Source organism: Streptomyces sp. CRCS-T-1 (assembly GCF_024442335.1).
Taxonomy (GTDB): domain Bacteria; phylum Actinomycetota; class Actinomycetes; order Streptomycetales; family Streptomycetaceae; genus Streptomyces; species Streptomyces koelreuteriae.
In genome coordinates, this window is sequence record NZ_CP101651.1 from 6,477,268 (window position 1) to 6,501,296 (window position 24,029).

The following is a 24,029-nucleotide window of genomic DNA, read 5'->3' on the forward strand; positions in this document are numbered from 1 at the left end:
CCACGGTGACGGCCGGTTACGGGGGCGCGCGGGGGCTCGGGGTCCTTCAGTAGGTGACCGTGATGCGCCTCTCCGGTCCGTCCACGCGCACGATTCCCCCGTACGGGATCACCAGTTGCGGATCGGTGTGCCCGAAGTCCACGTCGAAGACGATCGTGGTGTCGGGAGCGTAGGCCCGCATGGCGCGCAGGACGGCCTCGCGCTGGTCGGAGGCGTAACGAGCGGCCTCCTCCGGGGTGTTGGGACGTTCGAAGAACCAGGTCTTCGGACGGCCCATCAGCAGCGCCGGGAAGCGCTGGAGCAGCCCGCGCTCGCCCATGTTGCGCAGGGTGCTGAAGACCTCCGCGGCGCTCGGCATGTCCTCCGAGGTCTCCAGCAGCAGCACCCCGCCGTCGTACTCGGACGGGTCGCGCGCGATCTCGCGGTCGGCCATCAGCAGCCACCCGAGGATCTCCAGGCACCCGCCCCAACTGCGGCCCTCCACCACCCGGTCGGCGTTGAACCAGGTCCAGCCGGTCCCGGGCCGGGTCTCCGGCTCGGCGTCGAAGGTCGCCGGATCCGCCCAGTCCCGGTCGAGGTCACGCCACCGTTCGGCGGGCTGCAGCTCGTACGGGCCGGAGGTGAACAGGGCCGCCCGCAGGGAGTCGGCGGTCTGCGGGTGCAGGGCACCGGGACGGCCCAGCTCGACCATGACGCTCCCGCCGTGGTAGCCGACGATGCCGCTGTTGCGCAGGAACGCGAGCAGGTTGGTGTTGTCGCTCATCCCGAAGAAGGGCTTCGGGTTCGCCCGGATCAACTCCCGGTCCAGCAGCGGCAGCACGGTGATCTGGTCGTCCCCGCCGATCGACGCGATGACCGCCTTGATGTCCGGGTCGGCGAAGGCGGCGTGGATGTCGTCGGCCCGCTCCCGGGGCGTCGAGCCCATCCTGCGCGTCGCCGGATACTCCACCGGCTCCAGCCCGAACTCCTTGCGCAGCCGCTCCAGCCCCAGCTCGTAGGGGAGCGGGAAGAGCCCCGGCAGGCCGGAGGAGGGGGAGATCACGGCGATACGGTCACCGGGCGAGGGCTTGGGCGGATAGGCAAGGCTCGTCATGCCGGGAGGCTACGGCCCGGCGCGCTGTCGGCGCACCGTGATAAACCGGGTCCGAGCAGCGGTCCGTCACGGGCCGCCCGACCCTGAACGGACCGGAGGAACCGTGCCCCGCACCCTGGCCCACGCCCCGATCATGATCCTCAACGGCCCCAATCTGAACCTGCTCGGCCAGCGTCAGCCGGAGATCTACGGCTCGGACACACTCGCCGACGTGGAGGCCCTCTGCGCCAAGGCGGCGGCCGCGCACGGCGGCACGGTCGACTTCCGCCAGTCCAACCACGAGGGCGAGCTGGTGGACTGGATCCACGAGGCGCGGCTGAACCACTGCGGCATCGTGATCAACCCGGGTGCCTACTCGCACACCTCCGTCGCCATCCTGGACGCCCTCAACACCTGTGACGACCTGCCGGTGTTGGAGGTCCACATCTCCAACATCCACAAGCGCGAGTCGTTCCGGCACCACTCCTACGTCTCGCTGCGCGCCGACGGGGTCATCGCGGGCTGCGGGGTGCAGGGCTATGTGTTCGGGGTGGAGCGCGTCGCGGCGCTGGCGGGGGCGGGGCAGGCGGACGCCTAGACCCTGCCCGCGTTGCGCGAGGTAAGCCCCGACGGCCATGGCAAGCGCCCCTTACACAGGGCTCGCCCCGCCTATAGCCGCCCCGCCTCCACGATCCGCCGCAGGAAGCGCCGCGTGCGCTCCTGCCGCGGTTCCCCGAAGACCTGCTCGGCGGTGCCGCGTTCCAGCACCACGCCGCCCTCCAGGAAGCACACCTGGTCGGCGACCTCCCGCGCGAAGCCCATCTCGTGCGTGGCCAGCACCATGGTCATGCCCTCGCCCTTCAGATCGCGGACGACGGTGAGGACCTCGCCCACCAGCTCGGGATCGAGGGCCGCGGTGATCTCATCCAGCAGAAGGAGCCGGGGGCGTACGGCCAGGGCGCGCACGATCGCCACCCGCTGCTGCTGGCCGCCGCTCAGCCGGTCCGGGTACTCGCCCGCCTTGCCGTCCAGCCCCAGCCGCTCCAGCAGCTCACGCGCGCGTGCCTCGGCCTTGGCGCGGGGCAGGCCGTGCACCCGGCGCGGAGCGAGCGTGATGTTCTCCAGCACCGTCATGTGCGGAAAGAGGTTGTACGACTGGAAGACCACGCCGATCCGGCGGCGCACGGCGTCCTGGTCGACGCGCGGGTCGGTGATCTCCTCCTCGTCCAGCCAGATCGCCCCGTCGTCGATCTCTTCCAGCAGGTTCGCGCACCGCAGCAGCGTGGACTTGCCGGAGCCGGAGGCGCCGATCAACGCGGTCACCGTGTGCGGGGCGACCTCCAGGTCGACGTCCCGCAGGACGACCGAGCCGCCGAAGGTCTTGCGGACGGACTCCATGCGCAGCACGGGCGTCTCGCTCATGTGGTTCCTCCCTGGGCCCGCCGGCGGTCCATCCGTGCCGTCACCCAGTCCGTGAAGCGGGTCATGGGGATGGTCAGCGCGACGAAGACCAGCCCCGCGACGATGTACGGCGTGTAGTTGAGGCTGCGGCCCACGATGATGTCGGCGGCCCGTACGGCGTCCACCGCACCGCCGATCGAGACCAGCCCGGTGTCCTTCTGGAGCGACACCAGGTCGTTCAGCAGCGGCGGCACCTGGCGGCGTACCGCCTGCGGCAGCACCACGTGGCGCAGCGCCTGCCGGTTGCTGAGCCCGAGCGAGCGGGCCGCGGCGCGCTGCGAGGGGTGCACGGACTCGATGCCGGCGCGGAACACCTCGGCGACGTACGCCGAGTACGTCAGGGTGAGCGCGGTGCCGCCGAGGAGCACCGGGTCGACGGTCACTCCCTGGAGCCGCAGCGCGGGAAGGCCGAGGACCACGATCATCAGGTTGATGATGAGCGGCAGCCCCCGGAAGAAGTCCGTGTAGGCGGCGGCCAGGAAGCGCAGCGGGAAGAACACCGGGCCGCGCAGCGTCCGTGCGACGGCGATCAGCATGCCGAGGACGAGCACCGCGGCACCGCAGATCAGCAGCAGCCGGACGTTCAGCCACAGCCCTTCGAGGACCTTCGGGAACGCCTCGCGCGCGTACCCCCAGTCGAAGAAGGTCTCCTTGGTGCGCGGCCAGCCCGGGGCGTTGACGACGACCAGGTAGAGAACCACTCCGGTGACCAGGGTCGAGAGCGCGCCGATCGCGGTGGCACGCCGGGCCCGGGCCCGCTTGTAGCGCTCACGGTCCAGGCGCCGCTGCGAGGGGACGTAGCCGCCGTCCTGCTCCTCGCGCTCGGCGGAGCCCTCCGCCGCCTGCGCCTTGTCCACCGTCACTTGAGCACCGGAGCGTCGACGGCGTCCGACAGCCACTTCTGCTCGAGCTCGGCGAGCGTGCCGTCCTCGCGCAGCGCGTCCACGGCCCGCGAGACGCAGGGGGTGAGCGCGCTGCCCTTGTCGAGCACGAGACCGAACTGCTCCGGCGTGCCGCCCTGGTTCTCGAACTGGCCGACGATCCTCGCGTCCGTGATCTCGGCCCCGGTGATGTAGAAGGCCGTCGGCAGGTCCACGACGATGGCGCCGACCTGGCCGTTCTTCAGCGCGGACTTGGCCTGGTCGTTCTTGGCGTAGACGGCCGCCGCCTGATTCGGCTTCACCACGTCGTCGATGTAGTCGAGGCTGGTGGTGCCGACCTGGGCGCCCAGCTTCACGTCCTTCAGGTCGGCGATGCTCTTCGCCTTCGCGGCCTTGGAGCCCTTCAGCGCGACGACGGTCTGGCGCACGTCGTAGTAGCCGGAGGAGAAGTCCACGGCCTTCCTGCGCTCCTCGCTGACGGACACCTGGTTGATGTCGAAGTCGAAGGTCTTCTCGCCGGGCGCGAAGGCCTTGTTGAAGGGAACGGTCTGCCAGGTGACCTTGTCCTTGCCGTACCCGAGATGCTCGGCGACGGCGTACGCGACCGCCGACTCGAAGCCCTTGCCGCCGGCCGGGTCGTCATCCTTGAACCAGGGCTCGTAGGCGGGTTCGTCGGTCGCGATGGTCAGCCTGCCCGAGTTCTCGGTGGCCAACTTGCCCTTCTCACAGGTGTTTCCGCCGGACGCCGACGGCCGGTCCGATGCCTCCGGCTGCGGGGCACAGCTCACGGCGGCGGCGAGGAGGACGACGACGGCGGCAGCGCGGCGCAGGGCACGCGGGGCAGGATGCATGGCGGGAGATTGGCAGCCGACGGACCCGTTTGTCGAGGTCACGACGACATGTTCCGCATGGTGGGAACGGGTGTTGCAATCTTGTGAACAGCCGGGGCCGCCGGCCGAGGGCGGGGATCGACAGGCCGGCGGCCCATCCGCCCAGGAGCCGTCATCCTGCGCGGGGCTCCTCCCAGTTGACCGCCCGACCAGGGGCGAGGGGAGCGCATGTACGGCACCGGCGTGTGCGAACGATTCACACGGGGCGCGTGCGCGGCTCACCACCCGCCACGCATGCGCCCCGCGTGAGCGGTCACCACCCGCGCGCGTGCCACTCCGGAAGCTGCGGGCGCTCCGTGCCCAGCGTCGTGTCGTTGCCGTGCCCCGGGTAGACCCAGGTCTCGTCCGGGAGGACGTCGAAGATCCTGGTCTCCACATCGTGGAGGAGGCTGGCGAACGCCTCGGGGTCCTTGTGGGTGTTGCCCACACCGCCGGGGAACAGGCAGTCCCCGGTGAACACATGGGGATGCCCGTGCGGGTCGTCGTAGACGAGGGCGATCGAGCCGGGCGTGTGCCCGACCAGGTGGCGCGCGGTGAGTTCCACGCGCCCCACCCGGACGGTGTCGCCGTCGTCGACCAGGACATCGGTCCGTACGGGGATGCCGTCGGCGTCGTCCCGGCCCGCGTACGTGCGGGCGCCGGTGGCGGCCACGACCTCGGCGAGCGCCTGCCAGTGGTCGCCGTGCTGGTGGGTGGTGACGACGGACGCGATGCCGTCGCCACCGATCATGCCGAGCAGGGTCTCCGCCTCGTTCGCGGCGTCGATCAGCAACTGCTCGTCCGTGGCCCTGCAGCGCAGCAGATAGGCGTTGTTGTTCATCGGGCCGACCGCGATCTTGGTGATCATCAGGTCCTTGAGCTCGTGCACGTCGGCGGGCCCGCCGACCGTCACCTCTCCGCTGTACGTCATGTCCGCCAGCCTATAGCGGGGGAGCGGCCCGGGTCCTAGAGCGGGGGCAGCGCCGGAAGCGGGCCGCCGGCCGTCTCCAGCGCGGATCCGGCTCGGCGTCCGGCGAGCCAGCCCAGCAGATCGGCCGGGGGACCGGTGACGGTCACCTCGGGTCCGTCGCCGGCCTCCCGTCCCGTGCTCCACGCGCGCGTGCCGTCCGTGACGCGTGTGGGCGGTACGTCGGGATGCCCGGCGAACCGGTCGGCCAGGAAAACGATCTCCCGCTCGGTGAACTCCGCCGGCAGATCCTCCAGCTCGTACCCGATCCCCAGGTCCACGTGGTGCAGCTCCACCTCCACCCAGCGCCGGAACGGCACCCGGGACGCGGAGTCCGTGACCCCGCCCCGCAGCTCCACCGTGCGCGACCAGTCCGCCGGAGCGGCCCCGGTCCCCTGGAAGCGGGCCGCGCTCTCGCGCAGGTCGGCGAGCTGGACGTCGAGGGCGCGCGGGGCGTCCCGCTCGATGTCGGCGTCCCGGGCCTCGCCGGAGACGTACATGGGACGCCCCTCGAGGACGTTCACGAGGGCGTCCGCGTTGCGGGCGAGGTGGGCGATGACATGGCCACGGGTCCAGCCGGGAAGCCGTGACGGCTGCGTCACAGACGCGTTGTCCAGTTTGCCGACTGCGATGAGCAGCCGTTCCGTGGCGTCCTGTACAGATGCCAGGTCATGACCGTGATCAATCATGGTGCTGACCCTAGCCCCGCCACACCTTCGGGTGAAGGTGGTGAACGAGTGCCGTAAATCGAATGCACGTGCTATAGGGTCGGACGTGATGTCGGGCATGCTGGAGAGCCGGGGTTTGTTGGCAACCCGTGAATCCGACCGGCGTTGTCAGTGGCTCCCCCTAGTCTGAGAAAAGACGGGGGCCCCGCCCCTGTCACTTCTCTCAAGAAAGGTGCGGACCGGCGTGGCCGACCGTCTCATCGTTCGTGGAGCGCGCGAGCACAACCTCAAGAACGTCTCGCTCGACCTCCCGCGCGACTCGCTCATCGTCTTCACGGGCCTGTCGGGGTCGGGCAAGTCCTCGCTGGCCTTCGACACCATCTTCGCCGAGGGGCAGCGGCGCTACGTGGAGTCGCTCTCCTCCTACGCCCGGCAGTTCCTCGGCCAGATGGACAAGCCGGACGTCGACTTCATCGAGGGCCTCTCCCCGGCGGTCTCCATCGACCAGAAGTCGACCTCGCGCAACCCGCGCTCCACGGTCGGCACCATCACCGAGGTCTACGACTACTTGCGGCTGCTCTTCGCGCGCATCGGTAAGCCGCACTGCCCCGAGTGCAGCCGCCCGATCTCCCGCCAGTCGCCGCAGGCCATCGTCGACAAGGTCCTGGAGCTGCCCGACGGCAGCCGCTTCCAGGTGCTGTCGCCGCTGGTGCGCGAGCGCAAGGGCGAATTCGTCGATCTCTTCGCCGAGCTCCAGACCAAGGGCTACTCCCGCGCCCGCGTGGACGGCGAGACGATCCAGCTGTCGAACCCGCCCACGCTGAAGAAGCAGGAGAAGCACACCATCGAGGTGGTCGTCGACCGCCTCACGGTCAAGGAGGGCGCCAAGCGCCGCCTCACCGACTCCGTGGAGACCGCGCTCGGCCTGTCCGGCGGCATGGTCGTGCTCGACTTCGTCGACCTCCCCGAGGACGACCCCGAGCGCGAGCGCATGTACTCGGAGCACCTGTACTGCCCGTACGACGACCTGTCCTTCGAGGAGCTGGAGCCCCGCTCCTTCTCCTTCAACTCGCCCTTCGGCGCCTGCCCGGACTGCTCCGGCATCGGCACGCGCATGGAGGTCGACGCGGAGCTGATCGTCCCGGACGAGGACAAGAGCCTCGACGAGGGCGCCATCCACCCCTGGTCGCACGGCCACACCAAGGACTACTTCGGCCGCCTCATCGGCGCCCTGGCCGACGCGCTGGGCTTCCGGACGGACATCCCCTTCGCGGGCCTGCCGCAGCGCGCCAAGAAGGCCCTGCTCCACGGCCACAAGACCCAGGTCGAGGTCCGCTACCGCAACCGCTACGGGCGCGAGCGCCGGTACACCACGGCCTTCGAGGGCGCCATCCCCTTCGTCAAGCGCCGGCACAGCGAGGCCGAGAGCGACTCCAGCCGTGAGCGCTTCGAGGGCTATATGCGCGAGGTGCCCTGCCCCACCTGTGAGGGCACGCGCCTGAAGCCGATCGTCCTCGCGGTCACGGTCATGGACAAGTCCATCGCCGAGGTCTCCGCGATGTCGATCAGCGACTGCGCGGACTTCCTGGGCGAGCTCAAGCTCACCGCCCGCGACAAGAAGATCGCCGAGCGCGTGCTGAAGGAGGTCAACGAACGGCTGCGGTTCCTGGTCGACGTCGGCCTGGACTACCTCTCGCTGAACCGCGCGGCCGGCACCCTCTCCGGCGGCGAGGCCCAGCGCATCCGCCTGGCCACCCAGATCGGCTCCGGCCTCGTCGGCGTCCTGTACGTCCTCGACGAACCGTCCATCGGTCTGCACCAGCGCGACAACCACCGCCTGATCGAGACCCTGGTCCGGCTGCGCGACATGGGCAACACGCTCATCGTCGTCGAGCACGACGAGGACACCATCAAGACCGCCGACTGGATCGTCGACATCGGCCCCGGCGCCGGTGAGCACGGCGGCAAGGTCGTCCACAGCGGCTCCCTGAAGGAACTGCTCGCCAACGCCGAGTCCCAGACCGGCCTGTATCTGTCGGGCAAGAAGGCCATCCCGCTGCCGGACATCCGGCGTCCGCTGGACCCGTCCCGGCAGCTCACGGTGCACGGCGCCCGGGAGAACAACCTCCAGGACATCGACGTGTCCTTCCCTCTGGGTGTGCTCACCGCCGTCACCGGCGTGTCCGGCTCCGGCAAGTCGACGCTGGTCAACGACATCCTGTACACACACCTGGCCCGTGAGCTGAACGGCGCGAAGAGCGTCCCCGGGCGGCACACGCGCGTGGACGGCGACGACCTCGTCGACAAGGTCGTCCACGTCGACCAGTCGCCCATCGGCCGCACCCCGCGCTCCAACCCGGCCACGTACACCGGCGTCTTCGACCACATCCGCAAGCTGTTCGCCGAGACCACCGAGGCGAAGGTCCGCGGCTACCTGCCCGGCCGCTTCTCCTTCAACGTCAAGGGCGGCCGCTGCGAGAACTGCTCGGGCGACGGCACCATCAAGATCGAGATGAACTTCCTCCCGGACGTGTACGTCCCGTGCGAGGTCTGCCACGGCGCCCGGTACAACCGGGAGACCCTGGAGGTCCACTACAAGGGCAAGTCCATCGCCGACGTCCTGAACATGCCGATCGAGGAGGCCACGGAGTTCTTCGAGGCGGTCCCCTCGATCGCCCGCCACATGAAGACCCTGAAGGACGTCGGCCTCGGCTACGTCCGGCTCGGCCAGTCCGCGACCACCCTGTCCGGCGGTGAGGCCCAGCGCGTCAAGCTCGCCAGCGAGCTCCAGCGCCGCTCCACCGGCCGCACGGTCTACGTCCTGGACGAGCCGACCACCGGTCTGCACTTCGAGGACATCAGCAAGCTGCTGACGGTCCTGTCCGGGCTGGTCGACAAGGGCAACACGGTCATCGTCATCGAGCACAACCTCGACGTGATCAAGACCGCCGACTGGATCGTCGACATGGGCCCCGAGGGCGGAGCGGGCGGCGGCCTGGTCGTCGCCGAGGGCACGCCCGAGCAGGTCGCCGGCATCCCGACCAGCCACACCGGCAAGTTCCTCCGGGAGGTCCTCGGCGCCGACCGCATCAGCGACGCCTCCTCGGTGAAGGCACCGCGCAAGGCGGCGGCGAAGAAGACGGCGGCGAAGAAGACGGTCCCGGCGCAGGCCAGGGCGAAGAAGACCGCGACCAAGGCCGCCGCGAAGAAGACGACGCGGACCAGCAAGAGCTGAGGACAGAGCTCAGGACCGCGCCGAGGCGCTGTGCGCCCACGGGATCATCGGTGACGATCTCCCGTGGGGCACAGCGCCTCGGCTGTCCTGAAGTCGTTCAGTCGTTCAGTCGTTCTTCGGCTCCACGAACTGCATATCGAGCTGGATCTTCACCACTTCCCCGAGCAGCCCCGGAGCGAAGTCGAGCCCGAACTCACTGCGCCGGATCTCCCCCGTCGCCTCGAACCCGGCATGCCGGCTGCCGTCCATGGGCACCTCGACCAGCCCGCCGAACTCCACGTCGAGCGTCACCGGCCGGGTCACCCCGCCGATCGTCAGCTCACCCTCCATCGTCCAGTCCTCGCCCTCACCCGACACCCGCGTCGAGCGGTACGTCATCGTCGGGCGCTTCGCGACATCGAGCAGGTCGGAGGCGCGTACATGGGCGTCCCGGTCGGCGTTGCCGGTGTTGATCGAGGCCAGGTCGACGGTCGCGGAGACCCGCACGTCCTCGATCCGTTCCCCGATAAACAGTTCGGCCTCCAACCGCTCGAAACGCCCTTGCACCTTGGCGATGCCCAGGTGACGGATGGTGAAGTTCACGGAGGAGTGGAACGGGTCCAGAGCCCAGGTCCCCGGAGCCAGCGGCAGGGCGGTGGCGGCAGCGGCGTCAGCGATGTCGTTCGTCATGTGCTCCACCCTGAGGGCCGGGCGGCCGGGGAGGGAGACCGTCCGGAGCCTGGTAGTGGCAGGGCCACGATCCGCGCCCGCGCGCGCTGTACGTTCGGCGGGTGAGCGACAACGAGTTGGGCACCTTCCTGCGCACCTGGCGTGAAGCCGTCAGCCCCGCCGAGGTGGGGCTGCCCACGGGGCAGCGGCGCCGCACCCCGGGCCTGCGGCGCGCCGAACTGGCCACGCTCGCCGGCGTCAGCGTCGAATATCTCACCCGGCTGGAACAGGGCCGCGACCGCAACCCCTCCGCCCAGGTGCTCGGCGCCCTCGCCGACGCCCTGCACCTGTCCCTCAACGACCGGATGCTGCTGCGCCGCCTGACCAAGGAGGCGGACGGCGGCGATCCGCTGGTCTGCGCGGCGGCCCCCTCGCTCGGCCGCACGGCGCGCCCCACCGTCCGGTCCGTGCTCGACCGCCTGGAGCCGACCCCGGCGCTGGTGGTCAATTGGATCGGCGACATCCTCGCCCACACCGCGGGCTACGAGCGGCTGGCCGGCTCCCTGGGCCTGCTCGACGACGAGCGGCCCAACCTGCTCCGGTACCTGTTCACCGACGAGCGGGCACGTGACGCCTACCGCGACTGGGACCGGGTGGCCGACGACCTCGTCGCCCGGCTCCGGCACGGGGCCCCGCTCCGGGACCCTTACGTCGCCGAGCTGGCCGACGAGCTGACGGTGACGGCGGGGGCGGACTTCGCCGACCGGTTCGCCGACCTGGCCCTGGCACCGCGGCGGACGGGATCCCAGCACATCGAGCACCCGGAGGCCGGATCGCTGCGGTTGCTGCACGAGACGCTCGTGCTGCCCGACGAAGGCCAGCGCCTCATCGTCCACCTGCCCGCCGACGACGCCACGGCCGCGGCCCTGGACCGCCTCGACGGCCGCCGCCCGGGCGCGCTGCGGGCCGTGGGAGAGGCCGGCTGAGCGGACTCAGCCGTCCAGCTCGTGCGCGTACGGCGGTTCCGCCCCGGCCCGTGAGCAGGTGAGAGCCGCGGCGCGGGCCGCGAAGCCCAGCAGTTCCGTCCAGCCGTCGGCCCCCAGCGCGGACAGCGCCCGCTCGCTCAGGGCGTCACGTACCGCGAGCCCGTGCAGCAGCGCCGCGTTGACCGTGTCGCCCGCGCCGATGGTGTCCACGACCTCCACCCGCTCGCCCGGCACCGCGAACTCGTCCCCGTCGGCGGTGAAGACAGTCAACCCGTCGCCGCCCCGGGTGATCACGACCGCTGCCGGGCCGGCCGCCAGCCACTCCTGGGGCGTGCCGCCGAGCCACTCGGCGTCCTCGGCGGACAGCTTCAGCAGCGACACCGACGGCAGCCAGCTCTTGAACCGCGCCCGGTAGGCGTCCGCGTCCGGGATCAGCCCGGCCCTGATGTTCGGGTCCAGCGCGGTGAACACGCCCTGCGCGGCCGCCGAACGCATCAGCTCCTCGTACGCGCTCGCCCCCGGCTCCAGCACCAGCGAGCAGGTGCCGAAGGAGACCGCACGAGTGCCCGGCGGCAGCGCGGAGGGCGCCGCGAACAGCCGGTCCGCCGTCCCGTCCACGTAGAAGGAGTACGCCGCCGAGCCGGCCGCGTCGACCGTGGCGACGGCGAGGGTCGTCGGCTCGGCGCCGCGCTGCACCGACGACACGTCGACCCCGGTCTCGCGCAACCGGTCCAGCAGCGCCTCCCCGAAGGCGTCGCACGACACCCGGGAGCAGAAGGCGGCGGGGGAGCCGAGGCGGCCCAGCGCCACGGCCGTGTTGTACGGGCCGCCGCCGAGCGCCGGCTGCAGCGCCGCCAGGGCACCCGCGCCCCGCGGTACCAGGTCGATCAGTGCCTCACCGGCGACGACGATCATGCGACGGTTCCTTTCTCGGGCTGTGCGGACCGCTCGAGCCGCGGCTGCCCGGACTCCTCGGGGCAGCCGCACGAGGTGCGATGGACGAAGGCGGAAGGGAGGCGCACCGTCCGCGCCGGCCGGTCCGGCTCGGCGAGACGCTCCAGGAGCACGCGTACGGCCCGGGCGCCGATGTCCTTGCTGGGCTGCGCGATCGCGGTGAGCCGGGGCGAGAACAGATCCGCCCAGGCGAAGTCGTCGAAACAGCACAGCGCGATGTCATCCGGCACGGACAGGCCGCGGGCGCGCAGGGCACGCAGCGCCCCGATGGTCATGGCGTTGTTGCCGGTGACGAGCGCGGTGGGCGGCACGCCCAGGGACAGCAGGTCCGCGGTGGCCCGTTCGCCACCGGCCGCCTCCGAGTCACCGTGCACCAGGAGCCGTTCGTCGTACGACAGCCCCGCGAAGGCGAGACCGGTCCGGTAGCCGGTGATCCGCTCTGTCGTGGTGCTGAGCCCGGGCCGCCCGGCCACCAGCCCGATCCGCCGGTGGCCGAGGCCCGCGAGATGGGTGACCAGCCTGGACGTCGGTTCGGCGTTGTCGGCGCACACCTGGTCGAAACGCGGACCGCCCTCCGCCGCGGGGGCCTCCACCAGCCGGTCGAGGAACACCGCCGGTACGTCGTGCCGCTCCAGGTACGCGAGCAGCCCGCGCGGAGCCGCCGAGGGCGCGACGATCATGCCGTCCACCCGGCGCTCGTGCAGCAGCCGGACGACCTTGCGCTCATGCTCCGGGTCGTCGTGCGGGTCGGCGATCAGCAGGCTGTAGCCGTGCTCCAGGGCACAGGCCTCGACGCCCTGGAGGATCTCCGTGAAGTACGGGTTGCTGATCGCCGACACCGCCAGCCCGATGGAACGGGTCCGGGACGTCACCAGGGAGCGGGCCAGCGTGTTCGTGGTGTAGCCGAGCTCCTCCACGGCGTCCAGGACCGCCTGGCGGGTGTGCGGCAGCACCGGCCGCGTGCCGTTCAGGACGTGCGAGACGGTCGCCACGGAGACACCGGCGCTCCGCGCGACGTCGGCCATGGTCGCCATGCCGTTCCCTCCTCCGCGTGCCGGTGGCCCGGCGGGGAACGTATCGCATCCGACGGCGCACGTAAACGCTTGCGCAAACGTTTACGTCCGATCAGGCCCGGGTCCCCCGACCCGACTGACTACTCCCAGTCCCAGCCGATCCCCAGAAACCCGGCCCGCACCCGCGGCTCCACCACGTGCACCGACCGGTGCCGGCCGCTCAGCGGCAGCTCCTGGCACCCGTTGCGCGGAGCCGCCGCCGAGTGCTGCGCGAACCGGTGGCAGCGCACCGGGAGGGCCGCCGCGTCGAAGCACACCTGGAGCGCGTACTGGCCGCCGGGGACGTCGAAACCGCGGACGTACTCGCGCGCCTCGTCCGCCGTCCCGTCCTCGACGCCGTAGCGGAAGAGGAACGTGTCCCCGGCCCGCAGCCGGGTGTCGAAGAGCAGCTCGGCGGCGAGCATGCCGGTGTCGCGGTGCCAACGGACCCGGCCCGTACGGCAGTTCTCCAGGGCATGCACCCGCATGTGCTCCGGCGAGGCGCCCCGGTCGCCGTGGTGGACGGCGACGAAGCGGTCGACTCCGTCCCGGTGGGCGCGCACGATGTGGTGAGACTCGCGCTCGGCCAGCTCGCGCCGCGCCCCGATCCGCAGCCGCTCGTGGTGCCCGAGGGTGTGCAGGCCCCCGTCCGGCGGGCAGTCCAGCTCGGCCAGCAACTGGTCCAGGGCCCCGGAGGCCTCCACCAGGGAGCGATAGGACCGGGCCGCTGACCGCTGCCCGGACGCGCCGGCCTCGGACTCGGCGAGCAGCCGGATCAGCGACTCCTCGGGAAGCTCGAGGATCTCCTCCAGCGCGCGGACGGCGCGCAGCGACTCGGGGCGCTGCGGACGCCGTGCCCCCTGCTGCCAGTAACTCAGGCTGGTGACACCGACCTTCACGCCGTGGCGGGACAGATGGTGCTGCACGCGCTGCAGCGGCAGCCCGCGGGCCGCGATCGCCGCACGCAGGGCGACGTGGAAGGGGCCGCCTCGCAGGGCCGAGTCCAGGTCCGCGCTGGCGACGTCCGCGTGCTGTGTGGCGTGCGGCATGCAGGGGCCTCTCTGTGAGTCGGCAACGGCTGCCCCGAGTTCCACCGCATTGAAGCGTGTTGACCTGGTCCCGACAACACCTGATGCCGGACAGTGATGTACGCCCGGCCGGACACACGAACGCCCGGGGCGGCGTACACCCCGGGCGCTCGCGGCAGACGGCGAGTGTCTAGGAGCGGTCGCGTCCGCCCTGCTCCTCGAGAGCGAGACGCTTGGCCCGCACTATGTCGGGGTCGCGCGGGTCCAGGGCGTCGCGCAGCGCGAACGCCTCGTCCGCGTACCGGCGGGAACGGACCGTCCGCCGGGTCTTCTCGATCCGCATCTGCTTCATCTGCGCAGCCCTCCGACCCGTGGCCCGCCCGCTCCGCTTGGAAGCGGCCGGTCCGCACTGACAACCTGTGCCTGCACCGACACGGCCCTCGTCCGCCGGACGCCGCCGTGTCCCCGTGGGAAGCCTGCATTCCCGCTACCGGGCTGCCGTAATCCCCGCGGCGGGACATGCCGTTGGAAACTGCCACCCGCCAAGCCCGCGATCGTGCCCCGCGCTCCCGTCGGACTGTCGGTGCTCGCCAGTAGGGTGTGAGACATGGCCGACCCCTCCAGCTACCGCCCCAAACCGGGTGAGATCCCCGATACGCCGGGGGTCTACAGGTTCCGCGACGAGCACCGCCGGGTGATCTACGTCGGAAAGGCGAAAAGCCTGCGCCAGCGCCTGGCGAACTACTTCCAGGACGTGGCCGGAATGCACCCGCGCACCCGGACCATGGTCACCACGGCCGCGTCCGTGGAGTGGACGGTGGTGTCCACGGAGGTCGAGGCGCTCCAGCTGGAGTACTCCTGGATCAAGGAGTACGACCCCCGGTTCAACGTCAAGTACCGCGACGACAAGAGCTACCCGTACCTCGCGGTGACGATGAACGAGGAGTACCCGCGCGTGCAGGTGATGCGCGGTCACAAGAAGAAGGGCGTCCGCTACTTCGGGCCGTACGGGCACGCGTGGGCGATCCGCGACACCGTCGACCTGCTGCTGCGCGTCTTCCCCGTGCGCACCTGCTCGGCCGGTGTCTTCAAGAACGCCGCCCGCACCGGCCGCCCCTGCCTCCTCGGCTACATCGGCAAGTGCTCGGCCCCCTGCGTGGACCGCGTCTCCGCCGAGGAGCACCGCGAACTGGCCGACGAGTTCTGCGACTTCATGACCGGCCGGACGAACACCTATATCCGCCGGCTCGAGAAGCAGATGGTGGAAGCGGCCGACGAGATGGAGTACGAGCGGGCGGCCCGGCTGCGCGACGACATCGAGGCCCTGAAGAAGGCCATGGAGAAGAACGCGGTCGTGCTCGCCGACGCGACCGACGCCGACCTGATCGCGGTCGCCGAGGACGAGCTGGAGGCGGCCGTCCAGATCTTCCACGTACGCGGCGGACGCGTGCGCGGCCAGCGCGGCTGGGTCACCGACAAGGTGGAGGAGATCACCACCGGCGCCCTCGTGGAGCACGCCCTGCAGCAGCTCTACGGCGAGGAGACCGGCGACGCCGTCCCCAAGGAGGTCCTGGTCCCGGCCCTGCCCGACCCCGTGGAGCCCGTCCAGGAGTGGCTCACCGGGCGGCGCGGCTCGATCGTCTCCCTGCGCGTCCCGCAGCGCGGCGACAAGAAGTCCCTCATGGAGACGGTCCAGCGCAACGCGCAGCAGGCCCTCGTCCTGCACAAGACCAAGCGCGCCTCCGACCTGACCACGCGCTCGCGTGCCCTGGAGGAGATCGCCGACGCCCTCGACCTGGACAGCGCCCCGCTCAGGATCGAGTGCTACGACATCTCCCACCTCCAGGGCGACGACGTCGTGGCCTCCATGGTCGTCTTCGAGGACGGCCTCGCCCGCAAGAGCGAGTACCGGCGCTTCCAGATCAAGGGCTTCGCCGGGCAGGACGACGTCCGCTCCATGCACGAGGTGATCACCCGCCGCTTCCGGCGCTACCTCGCCGAGAAGGAGAAGACGGGGGAGTGGACCGACGGCGAGGGCGCGGACACCCCCGAGACCGAGATCCCCGAGGCCGACACTCCCGAGATCGACGGCAAGGGCGAGATCGTCGGGCCCGGCCTCACCGAGGACGACGGCCGCCCCAAGAAGTTCGCCTACCCGCCCCAGCTCGTGGTCGTCGACGGCGGCGCCCCCCAGGTCGCGGCCGCCCGGCGGGCCCTGGACGATCTCGGTATCGACGACATCGCCGTGTGCGGCCTCGCCAAGCGCCTGGAGGAGGTCTGGGTGCCCGGTGACGACGATCCGGTGGTCCTGCCCCGCACCAGCGAGGGCCTGTATCTGCTCCAGCGGGTCCGTGACGAGGCCCACCGGTTCGCGATCACCTATCAGCGCGCGAAGCGGGCCAAGCGCTTCCGCTCCAGCCCCCTGGACGACGTCCCCGGTCTGGGGGACACGCGGAAGCAGGCACTCCTGAAACACTTCGGTTCGTTGAAGAAACTGCGATCCGCCACCATCGACCAGATCTGCGAGGTTCCCGGCATAGGCCGCAAGACCGCGGAGACCATCGCGGCGGCCCTCGCCGGGGCGGCGCCGGCCGCGCCCGCCGTCAACACGGCGACCGGAGAGATCATGGAAGAGGAACCCGGCACGGAAACCGGCGCGGAACCCGGCACCATGGGTGCCAGTGGGGAACCCGTGACGATGGGCGCCCCGGACGAACGACGGGGGCAGGAGACATGAATGTGAACGAGCACGACGGGCAAGAACAGCAAGCCGGAGACGGAGCACAGGTGAGCACGGGCACGCCCAACGACAAGGCACCGGCCCCGGACGCGGCCATCCCCGAGCTGGTGATCATCTCCGGCATGTCCGGGGCGGGCCGCTCGACGGCCGCGAAGTGTCTGGAGGACCTCGGCTGGTTCGTCGTCGACAACCTGCCGCCCGCGCTGATCCCCACCATGGTGGAACTCGGCGCCCGCTCCCAGGGCAACGTGGCCCGGATCGCCGTCGTCGTCGACGTCCGCGGCCGCCGCTTCTTCGACAACCTCCGCGAGTCCCTCGCCGACCTGGAGGCGAAGAACGTCACCCGGAGGATCGTCTTCCTGGAGTCCTCCGACGAGGCCCTGGTGCGCCGCTTCGAGTCGGTCCGCCGCCCGCACCCCCTCCAGGGCGACGGCCGCATCGTCGACGGCATCGCCGCCGAGCGGGAACTGCTGCGCGAGCTGCGCGGCGACGCCGACCTGGTGATCGACACCTCCAGCCTGAACGTGCACGAGCTGCGCGCCAAGATGGACGCCCAGTTCGCGGGCGAGGAGGAGCCGGAGCTGCGGGCCACGGTGATGTCCTTCGGCTACAAGTACGGCCTGCCGGTCGACGCCGACCTCGTCGTCGACTGCCGCTTCCTGCCGAACCCGCACTGGGTCCCGGAGCTGCGCCCGTACACCGGCCTCAACGAGGAGGTCTCCGGGTACGTCTTCAACCAGCCCGGAGCCAAGGAGTTCCTCGACCGGTACACGGAGCTCCTCCAGCTCGTCGCCACCGGCTACCGCCGGGAGGGCAAGCGCTACGTGACCATCGCCGTGGGCTGCACGGGCGGCAAGCACCGCTCGGTCGCCATGTCGGAGAAGCTCGCCGCCCGGCTCGCTTCCGAAGGCGTGGAGACAGTGGTCGTACACCGGGACATGGGACGCGAATGACACGACGTACTCCGCGGCTGAGCCGGCTGCGCCGGGTGGTGCCCGACGGCTCCGCCGACGCGCGGGCCGGCCGGCCCGCCGAGGCCCGGGGCGGCAGACCGCGCCGCCGGGGCACCCAGCCCAAGGTCGTCGCCCTCGGCGGCGGCATGGGCCTGTCCGCCTCGCTGGCCGCGCTGCGCCGGATCACCGGTGACCTCACCGCCGTCGTCACCGTGGCCGACGACGGCGGCTCCAGCGGCCGGCTCCGCGACGAGCTGGGCGTGCTGCCGCCCGGCGACCTGCGCAAGGCGCTGGCCGCGCTGTGCGGTGACGACGACTGGGGCCAGACCTGGGCCCGGGTCATCCAGCACCGCTTCCAGTCCCAGGGCGACCTGCACGAGCACGCGGTCGGAAACCTGCTGATCGTCGCCCTCTGGGAGCAGCTCGGCGACCATGTGCAGGCCCTCGACCTGGTCGGACGCCTGCTCGGAGCCCAGGGGCGTGTGCTGCCCATGTCCGCCGTCCCGCTGGAGCTCCAGGCCCTGGTCAAGGGCCACGACCCGGAGCGCCCGGAGGAGGTCGACACGGTCCGCGGCCAGGCCACCGTCGCCCTCACCCCCGGCGAGGTGCAGTCCGTGCACGTCGTGCCGCACGACCCGCCCGCCGTGCCCGAGGCGGTCGAGGCCGTCCTGGACGCGGACTGGGTGGTGCTCGGCCCCGGCTCCTGGTTCTCCTCGGTCATCCCGCATCTGCTCGTGCCGGAGCTGCTGGACGCGCTCACGCAGACCAAGGCACGCCGGGTACTCTCCCTGAACCTCGCCCCGCAGCCCGGAGAAACCGAGGGCTTCTCCCCGCAGCGTCATTTGGAGGTTTTGGGACGACACGCCCCTAAACTCGCCCTGGACGTGGTGCTGGCCGACGAGGCCGCCGTGCCCGACCGTGACTCCCTGACCGACGCCGCCAAGCGCTTCGGGGCCGCGGTCGAGCTGGCGCCGGTGGCCAGACCCGACGGGACCCCGAGGCACGACCCGGAGCTGTTGGCCGCCGCGTACGACCGTATTTTTCGGATGCATGGAAGGATCGGCCCATGGCGATGACGGCAGCGGTGAAGGACGAGATCTCCCGGCTCCCCGTCACCCGGACCTGCTGCAGAAAGGCGGAGGTCTCCGCCATGCTGCGGTTCGCCGGCGGCCTCCACCTGGTGAGCGGTCGGATTGTGATCGAGGCGGAGCTGGACACGGCGATGGCGGCCCGCCGGCTGAAGCGGGACATCCTGGAGATCTTCGGCCACAGCTCCGAACTGATCGTGATGGCACCCGGCGGACTGCGCCGCGGTTCCCGCTACGTGGTGCGCGTCATCGCGGGCGGGGACCAGCTGGCCCGCCAGACCGGCCTGGTCGACGGGCGCGGCCGCCCGATCCGCGGTCTGCCCCCGCAGGTGGTCTCGGGGGCCACCTGCGACGCCGAGGCCGCCTGGCGTGGCGCGTTCCTGGCGCACGGCTCGCTCACCGAGCCCGGCCGCTCCTCCTCCCTGGAGGTGACCTGCCCGGGTCCCGAGGCCGCGCTCGCGCTGGTCGGCGCCGCCCGCCGCCTGTCGATCGGGGCCAAGGCCCGTGAGGTGCGCGGCGTGGACCGGGTCGTCGTCCGTGACGGCGACGCCATCGGCGCCCTGCTGACCCGGCTCGGAGCCCATGAGTCGGTGCTGGCCTGGGAGGAGCGCCGGATGCGCCGCGAGGTGCGGGCCACGGCGAACCGGCTCGCCAACTTCGACGACGCCAACCTGCGCCGCTCGGCCCGTGCGGCCGTCGCCGCCGGTGCCCGGGTGCAGCGCGCCCTGGAGATCCTCGCCGACGACGTCCCCGAGCATCTCGCCGCCGCCGGCCGGCTGCGCATGGAGCACAAGCAGGCCTCCCTGGAGGAGCTGGGCGCGCTCGCCGACCCGCCGCTGACCAAGGACGCCGTCGCCGGCCGGATCCGCCGCCTGCTGGCCATGGCCGACAAGCGCGCCTCCGACCTCGGCATCCCGGGCACGGAGTCCAACCTCGCCGACGAACTCGCCGACAACCTCGTCGGCTGACCTCACAGGCCGTCAATCAGCCGGTGTCCGGCGCCCACTTGGGTGGTCGGCACCGGCTTTTGCGTGTCGTTCAGGCACTCTTGACTCGATCATGGACTGTCATGAGCCTGGCATCTGTTCGCTGCTGTGGCGAACCCACGCAAGGGGGGTTCATGAGACGAAGAGCGAGATCGATCCTCGCTGTCGGCGCGCTCCTGATCGGCGGAGCGAGCATCGCACCCATTGCCCAGGCACAACCGGGAAGTTCGGCCCCGTCCGACTCGGACGAGGTCAAGGTCTTCCGGGCCGAGGTCACCCAGAAGCAGGTACCCCTGCTGCTCGCGGCCGGCCAGGACGGCCATGAACTCGGCGAGCAGGTCCCCGAGAAGGGCACCGGGACCGTCGAGGTCTATCTCACCGACCAGCAGGCGAAGAAGCTTCGCAAGCAGGGCGTCGGCCTCAACGAGCACAAAGTCTCCGCAGGTGCCGAGAAGCGCGTCAAGAACGCCGCCGAGGGCGTGTTCCGCCCGTACAGCGGAGGGGGCGGCCTGAAGGAGGAGATCCTCCGCGCCGCACAGCAGCACCCCGGGCTCACCAAGGTCGTCTCCATCGGCAAGTCGGTGAACGGCCAGGACATCCTCGCGCTGAAGATGACCAAGAACGCGAAGAAGACGAAGGACGGCTCCAAGCCCTCCGTCCTCTACATGTCCAACCAGCACGCGCGCGAGTGGATCACGCCGGAGATGACCCGGCGCCTGATGCACCATTACTTGGACAAGTACAAGACGGACAAGCGCGTCAAGAAGATCGTCGACTCCACCGAGCTGTGGTTCCTCCTGTCGGCCAACCCCGACGGCTACGACCACACCTTCAAGAGCGACGACAACCGCATGTGGCGCAAGAACCTGCGGGACAACAACGGCGACGGCGTCATCGGCACCGGCGACGGCGTCGACCTCAACCGCAACTTCACCTACAAGTGGGGCTACGACGACGAGGGCTCGTCCCCCAACGCCACCAGCGAGACCTACCGCGGCGCGAGCCCGGGCTCCGAGCCGGAGACCAAGGCGCTGGACGCCTTCCAGAAGCGGATCGGCTTCACGTACGGCATCAACTACCACTCCGCCGCCGAACTCATCCTCTACGGAGTCGGCTGGCAGGTGGCCACCCCCACCCCGGACGACGTCCTGTACGAGGCGCTCGCCGGTACGCCCGAGAACCCGGCGGTTCCCGGCTACCATCCGCAGGTCTCCTCCGAGCTGTACACGACGAACGGCGAGGCCGACGGCCACGCGGCGAACGTCAACGGCCTGGCGATGTTCACCCCCGAGATGTCGACCTGCGCGACGGCCTCGAACGTCGACCCGAACGACGAGTGGAAGGCGTCCGACTGCCGGTCGGTCTTCACCTTCCCGGACGACGAGAAGCTGATCCAGCAGGAGTTCGCCAAGAACGTCCCGTTCGCGCTCTCCGTCGCCGAGTCGGCCGCCCGCCCCGACCGGCCCTCCTCCTCGGTCGGCATGAGCGCCGCCGACTTCACCCCGGCGGCCTTCTCCACCTCTTACTCGCGCGGCGCCGACCAGGAGATCTCCGTCGTCGCACGCAAGTCCGTACGCGACAAGGAGCTGAGGTACCGCGTCAACGGCGGCCGCACCGAGGACATGGCGCTCAAGGCCTGGAAGGGCGGCGAGACGTACGGCGGTGAGGACAACCTCTACTTCGACGAGTACCGGGCGAAGGTCAAGGACGGCGACCCGGGCGACAAGGTCGAGGTGTGGTTCACCGGGGAGACGAAGAACGGCAAGCCGGTCTCCAGCAAGCGCTTCACCTACACCGTGGCCGAGCTGCCCAGGGCGAACACCCTCGTGGTCGCCGAGGAAGGCGCCACCGCCACCCAGGCGCAGGCCTACGTCGACGCCCTCAAGGCCAACGGCCGCAAGGCGGTCGTCTGGGACGTCGCCAAGCAGGGCGCGCCCGACGCGCTCGGTGTGCTGAGCCACTACGACACCGTCGTCCACTACACGGGCGCGGGCACCCCGGGCGTCGCCACCCAGCTCCAGCTCCGGGCCTTCCTCAACGAGGGCGGCAGGCTGATCGAGGCGGGCGAGCAGGCCGGCGGCAGCGTCGACCTGGGCGGCGGCACCCTCTCGAACGACTTCAGCCAGTACTACCTCGGTGCCTACAGCCGCACCTCGACCCCCGGGGCGACCGGCTTCACCGGCGCCGGCGGGCTCGGCGGCTTCACGGGCACACTCGCCGGCGCCCCCGGCAACCCGCTGGACAAGGCGGGCACCTATGCGGTCACCTCCGGCGAACTGCCCGCCGCCACGTACCCGCAGTTCGCGAGCGAGGGCGCGGGACAGTTCGCCGGCACGGTGAACCCGTACGGCCCGTACGCGGGCTCCTACATGGCGGCGGCCGTCCACACCAACGACGGCTACAAGCGCCTCACCCGCACCGTGGACCTCACCGGCACCACGGCGGCGGACAGGCCCACGCTGCGCACCCAGTTGCTGTGGGACACCGAGCCCGGCTACGACCACGTCCTGCTGGAGGCCCACACCGCCGGCGCCGACGACTGGACGACCCTGCCCGAGTCGGGCGGCGCCACCAAGGCCACCGTGCCGGAGGAGTGCGCGGCCGGCTACTACGTCAATGGGCACCCCTGGCTGAAGCGCTACCTCACCGTGACGGACGACGGCTGCACCGCGTCGGGCGGCTCCGGCCAGTGGCACAGCCTCACCGGCGCCTCCAACGGCTGGCAGCAGGTGAACTTCGACCTGAGCGCCTATGCCGGCAAGACGGTCGAGCTGTCGATCAGCTACGTCACCGACCCGGGCACCGGCGGGCGCGGCGTCCTCGCCGACGACGCCTCGCTGGTCGTCGGTGGCGCCGCGAAGGAGACCGAGGGCTTCGAGACCTCCCTCGGCGCCTGGAAGACGGCCGGCCCGCCCGCGGGCAGCCCGGCCGTCCTCAAGGACTGGACGCGCACCGGGGCACTGTTCCGGACATTCGGCGCGGTCACCACGGACGACACCGTGCTGCTGGGCTTCGGCCTGGAACACGTCGCCGCGGCGGCCGACCGGACGGCACTGATGAAGAAGGCGCTCGCTTCCCTGGACGGGTGACACCCCCTTACCCGAAAGGGTGACGTCCCTGGTCAACAGGGATGCGCTCCGTGTAGCGAAATCGAGTGATCTTGATCTCAGCGGTGGGCGGTCCGTACCCCTACTGGCGGGTACGGACCGCCCTGCCGTGTATGGGGCATCTGGATGTCACCACCTGGGGCTCAGGGAGGTAGGGTCGTAGGCGGTCGGGGACATCCCAAACAGAGCTCGCCGGCTCTTCATGGCCGGCGTACCAACGAGGAGATCGGTTCGTGACGATCCGCGTAGGCATCAACGGCTTCGGCCGCATCGGCCGCAACTACTTCCGTGCGCTGCTGGAGCAGGGTGCGGACATCGACATCGTGGCTGTCAACGACCTGGGTGACACCGCGACCACCGCTCATCTGCTCAAGTACGACACCATCCTGGGCCGTCTCAAGGCAGAGGTGTCGCACACCGCAGACACGATCACGGTCGACGGCCACACCATCAAGGTGCTGTCCGAGCGCAACCCCGCCGACATCCCGTGGGGCGAGCTGGGCGTCGACATCGTCATCGAGTCCACCGGCATCTTCACGAAGAAGGCCGACGCCGCCAAGCACCTCACCGGCGGCGCCAAGAAGGTCCTCATCTCGGCTCCGGCCAAGGAGGAGGACATCACCATCGTGATGGGTGTCAACCAGGACAAGTACGACCCGGCGAACCACCACGTCATCTCCAACGCCTCCTGCACCACCAACTGTGTGGCGCCGATGGCCAAGGTCCTCGACGAGAACTTCGGCATCGTCAAGGGCCTGATGACGACGGTCCACGCGTACACCAACGACCAGCGCATCCTGGACTTCCCGCACTCGGACCTGCGTCGCGCCCGCGCCGCCGCCGAGAACATCATCCCGACCACCACGGGTGCCGCCAAGGCCACCGCGCTGGTCCTGCCGCAGCTCAAGGGCAAGCTCGACGGCATCGCGATGCGCGTCCCGGTCCCGACCGGCTCGGCCACCGACCTGGTCGTGACGCTCCAGCGCGAGGTCACCAAGGACGAGGTCAACGCCGCGTTCAAGAAGGCCTCCGACGACGGCGACCTCAAGGGCTACCTGGCCTACACCGAGGACCAGATCGTCTCCTCGGACATCGTCAGCGACCCGGCCTCCTGCACCTTCGACGCCTCCCTGACCATGGTCCAGGAGGGCAACTCGGTGAAGATCCTCGGCTGGTACGACAACGAGTGGGGCTACTCCAACCGCCTCGTGGACCTTACGGTCTTCGTCGGCAACCAGCTCTGATCAACCGAGCGGGCACGACAGTGTGAGAGCAGGGCTCGGGCAGCGTGAGGACGCGCTGCCCGAGCCCTGACGCACGTACAGATCAGAGCT

The 24,029-nt window shown here is 70.7% G+C and carries 20 protein-coding genes; 9 read left to right on the forward strand and 11 right to left on the reverse strand.

Annotation, left to right across the window (positions count from 1 at the left end):
* Positions 1-46: 46 nt before the first annotated feature.
* A complete protein-coding gene (locus NNW99_RS29320) occupies positions 47-1,093 on the reverse strand; it encodes a S66 peptidase family protein (protein ID WP_215122173.1) in 1,047 nt (348 codons plus the stop codon).
* A 103-nt stretch (positions 1,094-1,196) separates the two neighbouring features.
* Between NNW99_RS29320 and aroQ the strand changes: the two genes are divergently transcribed.
* Positions 1,197-1,670, forward strand: coding sequence for a type II 3-dehydroquinate dehydratase (gene aroQ / locus NNW99_RS29325; RefSeq protein WP_215122174.1), 474 nt, complete (start codon positions 1,197-1,199; stop codon positions 1,668-1,670).
* A gap of 71 nt (positions 1,671-1,741) precedes the next feature.
* On the opposite strand, the gene NNW99_RS29330 is transcribed toward aroQ, so the two are convergent.
* From NNW99_RS29330 to NNW99_RS29350, 5 genes are all read right to left on the reverse strand, one after another.
* On the reverse strand, positions 1,742-2,494 hold the full coding sequence (locus NNW99_RS29330; RefSeq protein WP_215122175.1) for an amino acid ABC transporter ATP-binding protein: 753 nt from the start codon (positions 2,492-2,494) through the stop codon (positions 1,742-1,744).
* Positions 2,491-3,390: an amino acid ABC transporter permease gene (locus NNW99_RS29335; protein ID WP_370869212.1), complete on the reverse strand. Its 900-nt coding sequence runs from the start codon at positions 3,388-3,390 to the stop codon at positions 2,491-2,493. Before NNW99_RS29335 ends, NNW99_RS29330 begins: the two co-directional genes overlap by 4 nt.
* A 2-nt stretch (positions 3,391-3,392) precedes the next feature.
* On the reverse strand, positions 3,393-4,265 hold the full coding sequence (locus NNW99_RS29340) for an ABC transporter substrate-binding protein (RefSeq protein ID WP_215122177.1): 873 nt from the start codon (positions 4,263-4,265) through the stop codon (positions 3,393-3,395).
* Between the two features lie 292 nt (positions 4,266-4,557).
* The gene (locus NNW99_RS29345) at positions 4,558-5,214 is read right to left on the reverse strand and encodes an MBL fold metallo-hydrolase (RefSeq protein ID WP_215122178.1); all 657 of its coding nucleotides are present in this window, start codon (positions 5,212-5,214) and stop codon (positions 4,558-4,560) included.
* A 35-nt stretch (positions 5,215-5,249) separates the two neighbouring features.
* Complete coding sequence (locus tag NNW99_RS29350; RefSeq protein ID WP_215122179.1) at positions 5,250-5,939, reverse strand: maleylpyruvate isomerase family mycothiol-dependent enzyme; 690 nt, start codon at positions 5,937-5,939, stop codon at positions 5,250-5,252.
* A 223-nt stretch (positions 5,940-6,162) separates the two neighbouring features.
* Between NNW99_RS29350 and uvrA the strand changes: the two genes are divergently transcribed.
* Entirely contained in the window at positions 6,163-9,153 is a 2,991-nt protein-coding gene (gene uvrA / locus NNW99_RS29355; protein WP_215122180.1) for an excinuclease ABC subunit UvrA, read from the forward strand.
* 105 nt (positions 9,154-9,258) lie between these two features.
* Here the strand turns inward: uvrA and NNW99_RS29360 are convergent, their stop codons facing one another.
* A complete protein-coding gene (locus tag NNW99_RS29360; RefSeq protein ID WP_215122181.1) occupies positions 9,259-9,822 on the reverse strand; it encodes a YceI family protein in 564 nt (187 codons plus the stop codon).
* 101 nt (positions 9,823-9,923) lie between these two features.
* Here NNW99_RS29360 and NNW99_RS29365 point away from each other — a divergent pair, with 101 nt between their 5' ends.
* A complete protein-coding gene (locus NNW99_RS29365) occupies positions 9,924-10,787 on the forward strand; it encodes a helix-turn-helix domain-containing protein (protein WP_215122182.1) in 864 nt (287 codons plus the stop codon).
* Positions 10,788-10,793: 6 nt separating this feature from the next.
* Here the strand turns inward: NNW99_RS29365 and NNW99_RS29370 are convergent, their stop codons facing one another.
* The 4 genes from NNW99_RS29370 to NNW99_RS29385 form a co-directional block, all read right to left on the reverse strand.
* Positions 10,794-11,702, reverse strand: coding sequence for a carbohydrate kinase (locus tag NNW99_RS29370; RefSeq protein ID WP_215122183.1), 909 nt, complete (start codon positions 11,700-11,702; stop codon positions 10,794-10,796).
* Positions 11,699-12,775, reverse strand: a complete 1,077-nt coding sequence (locus NNW99_RS29375) for a LacI family DNA-binding transcriptional regulator (RefSeq protein ID WP_215122184.1) — start codon at positions 12,773-12,775, stop codon at positions 11,699-11,701. The genes NNW99_RS29370 and NNW99_RS29375 overlap by 4 nt, the downstream gene beginning before the upstream one ends.
* Positions 12,776-12,894: 119 nt before the next feature.
* Positions 12,895-13,842, reverse strand: coding sequence for a hypothetical protein (locus tag NNW99_RS29380; protein ID WP_215122185.1), 948 nt, complete (start codon positions 13,840-13,842; stop codon positions 12,895-12,897).
* A gap of 169 nt (positions 13,843-14,011) precedes the next feature.
* Entirely contained in the window at positions 14,012-14,173 is a 162-nt protein-coding gene (locus NNW99_RS29385) for a hypothetical protein (RefSeq protein WP_215122186.1), read from the reverse strand.
* Between the two features lie 255 nt (positions 14,174-14,428).
* Between NNW99_RS29385 and uvrC the strand changes: the two genes are divergently transcribed.
* From uvrC to gap, 6 genes are all read left to right on the forward strand, one after another.
* Positions 14,429-16,558, forward strand: a complete 2,130-nt coding sequence (gene uvrC, locus NNW99_RS29390) for an excinuclease ABC subunit UvrC (protein ID WP_215122187.1) — start codon at positions 14,429-14,431, stop codon at positions 16,556-16,558.
* The gene (rapZ, locus tag NNW99_RS29395) at positions 16,555-17,514 is read left to right on the forward strand and encodes an RNase adapter RapZ (protein ID WP_215122188.1); all 960 of its coding nucleotides are present in this window, start codon (positions 16,555-16,557) and stop codon (positions 17,512-17,514) included. Before uvrC ends, rapZ begins: the two co-directional genes overlap by 4 nt.
* Positions 17,511-18,590 (forward strand): uridine diphosphate-N-acetylglucosamine-binding protein YvcK, encoded by a 1,080-nt coding sequence (gene yvcK, locus NNW99_RS29400; RefSeq protein WP_215122189.1) that lies wholly within the window; start codon positions 17,511-17,513, stop codon positions 18,588-18,590. The genes rapZ and yvcK overlap by 4 nt, the downstream gene beginning before the upstream one ends.
* On the forward strand, positions 18,581-19,570 hold the full coding sequence (whiA, locus tag NNW99_RS29405; RefSeq protein ID WP_189731004.1) for a DNA-binding protein WhiA: 990 nt from the start codon (positions 18,581-18,583) through the stop codon (positions 19,568-19,570). The genes yvcK and whiA overlap by 10 nt, the downstream gene beginning before the upstream one ends.
* Positions 19,571-19,722: 152 nt before the next feature.
* The gene (locus NNW99_RS29410; RefSeq protein WP_215122190.1) at positions 19,723-22,677 is read left to right on the forward strand and encodes a M14 family metallopeptidase; all 2,955 of its coding nucleotides are present in this window, start codon (positions 19,723-19,725) and stop codon (positions 22,675-22,677) included.
* A gap of 251 nt (positions 22,678-22,928) precedes the next feature.
* Positions 22,929-23,939, forward strand: a complete 1,011-nt coding sequence (gene gap / locus NNW99_RS29415; RefSeq protein WP_215122191.1) for a type I glyceraldehyde-3-phosphate dehydrogenase — start codon at positions 22,929-22,931, stop codon at positions 23,937-23,939.
* Positions 23,940-24,029 lie beyond the last annotated feature (90 nt).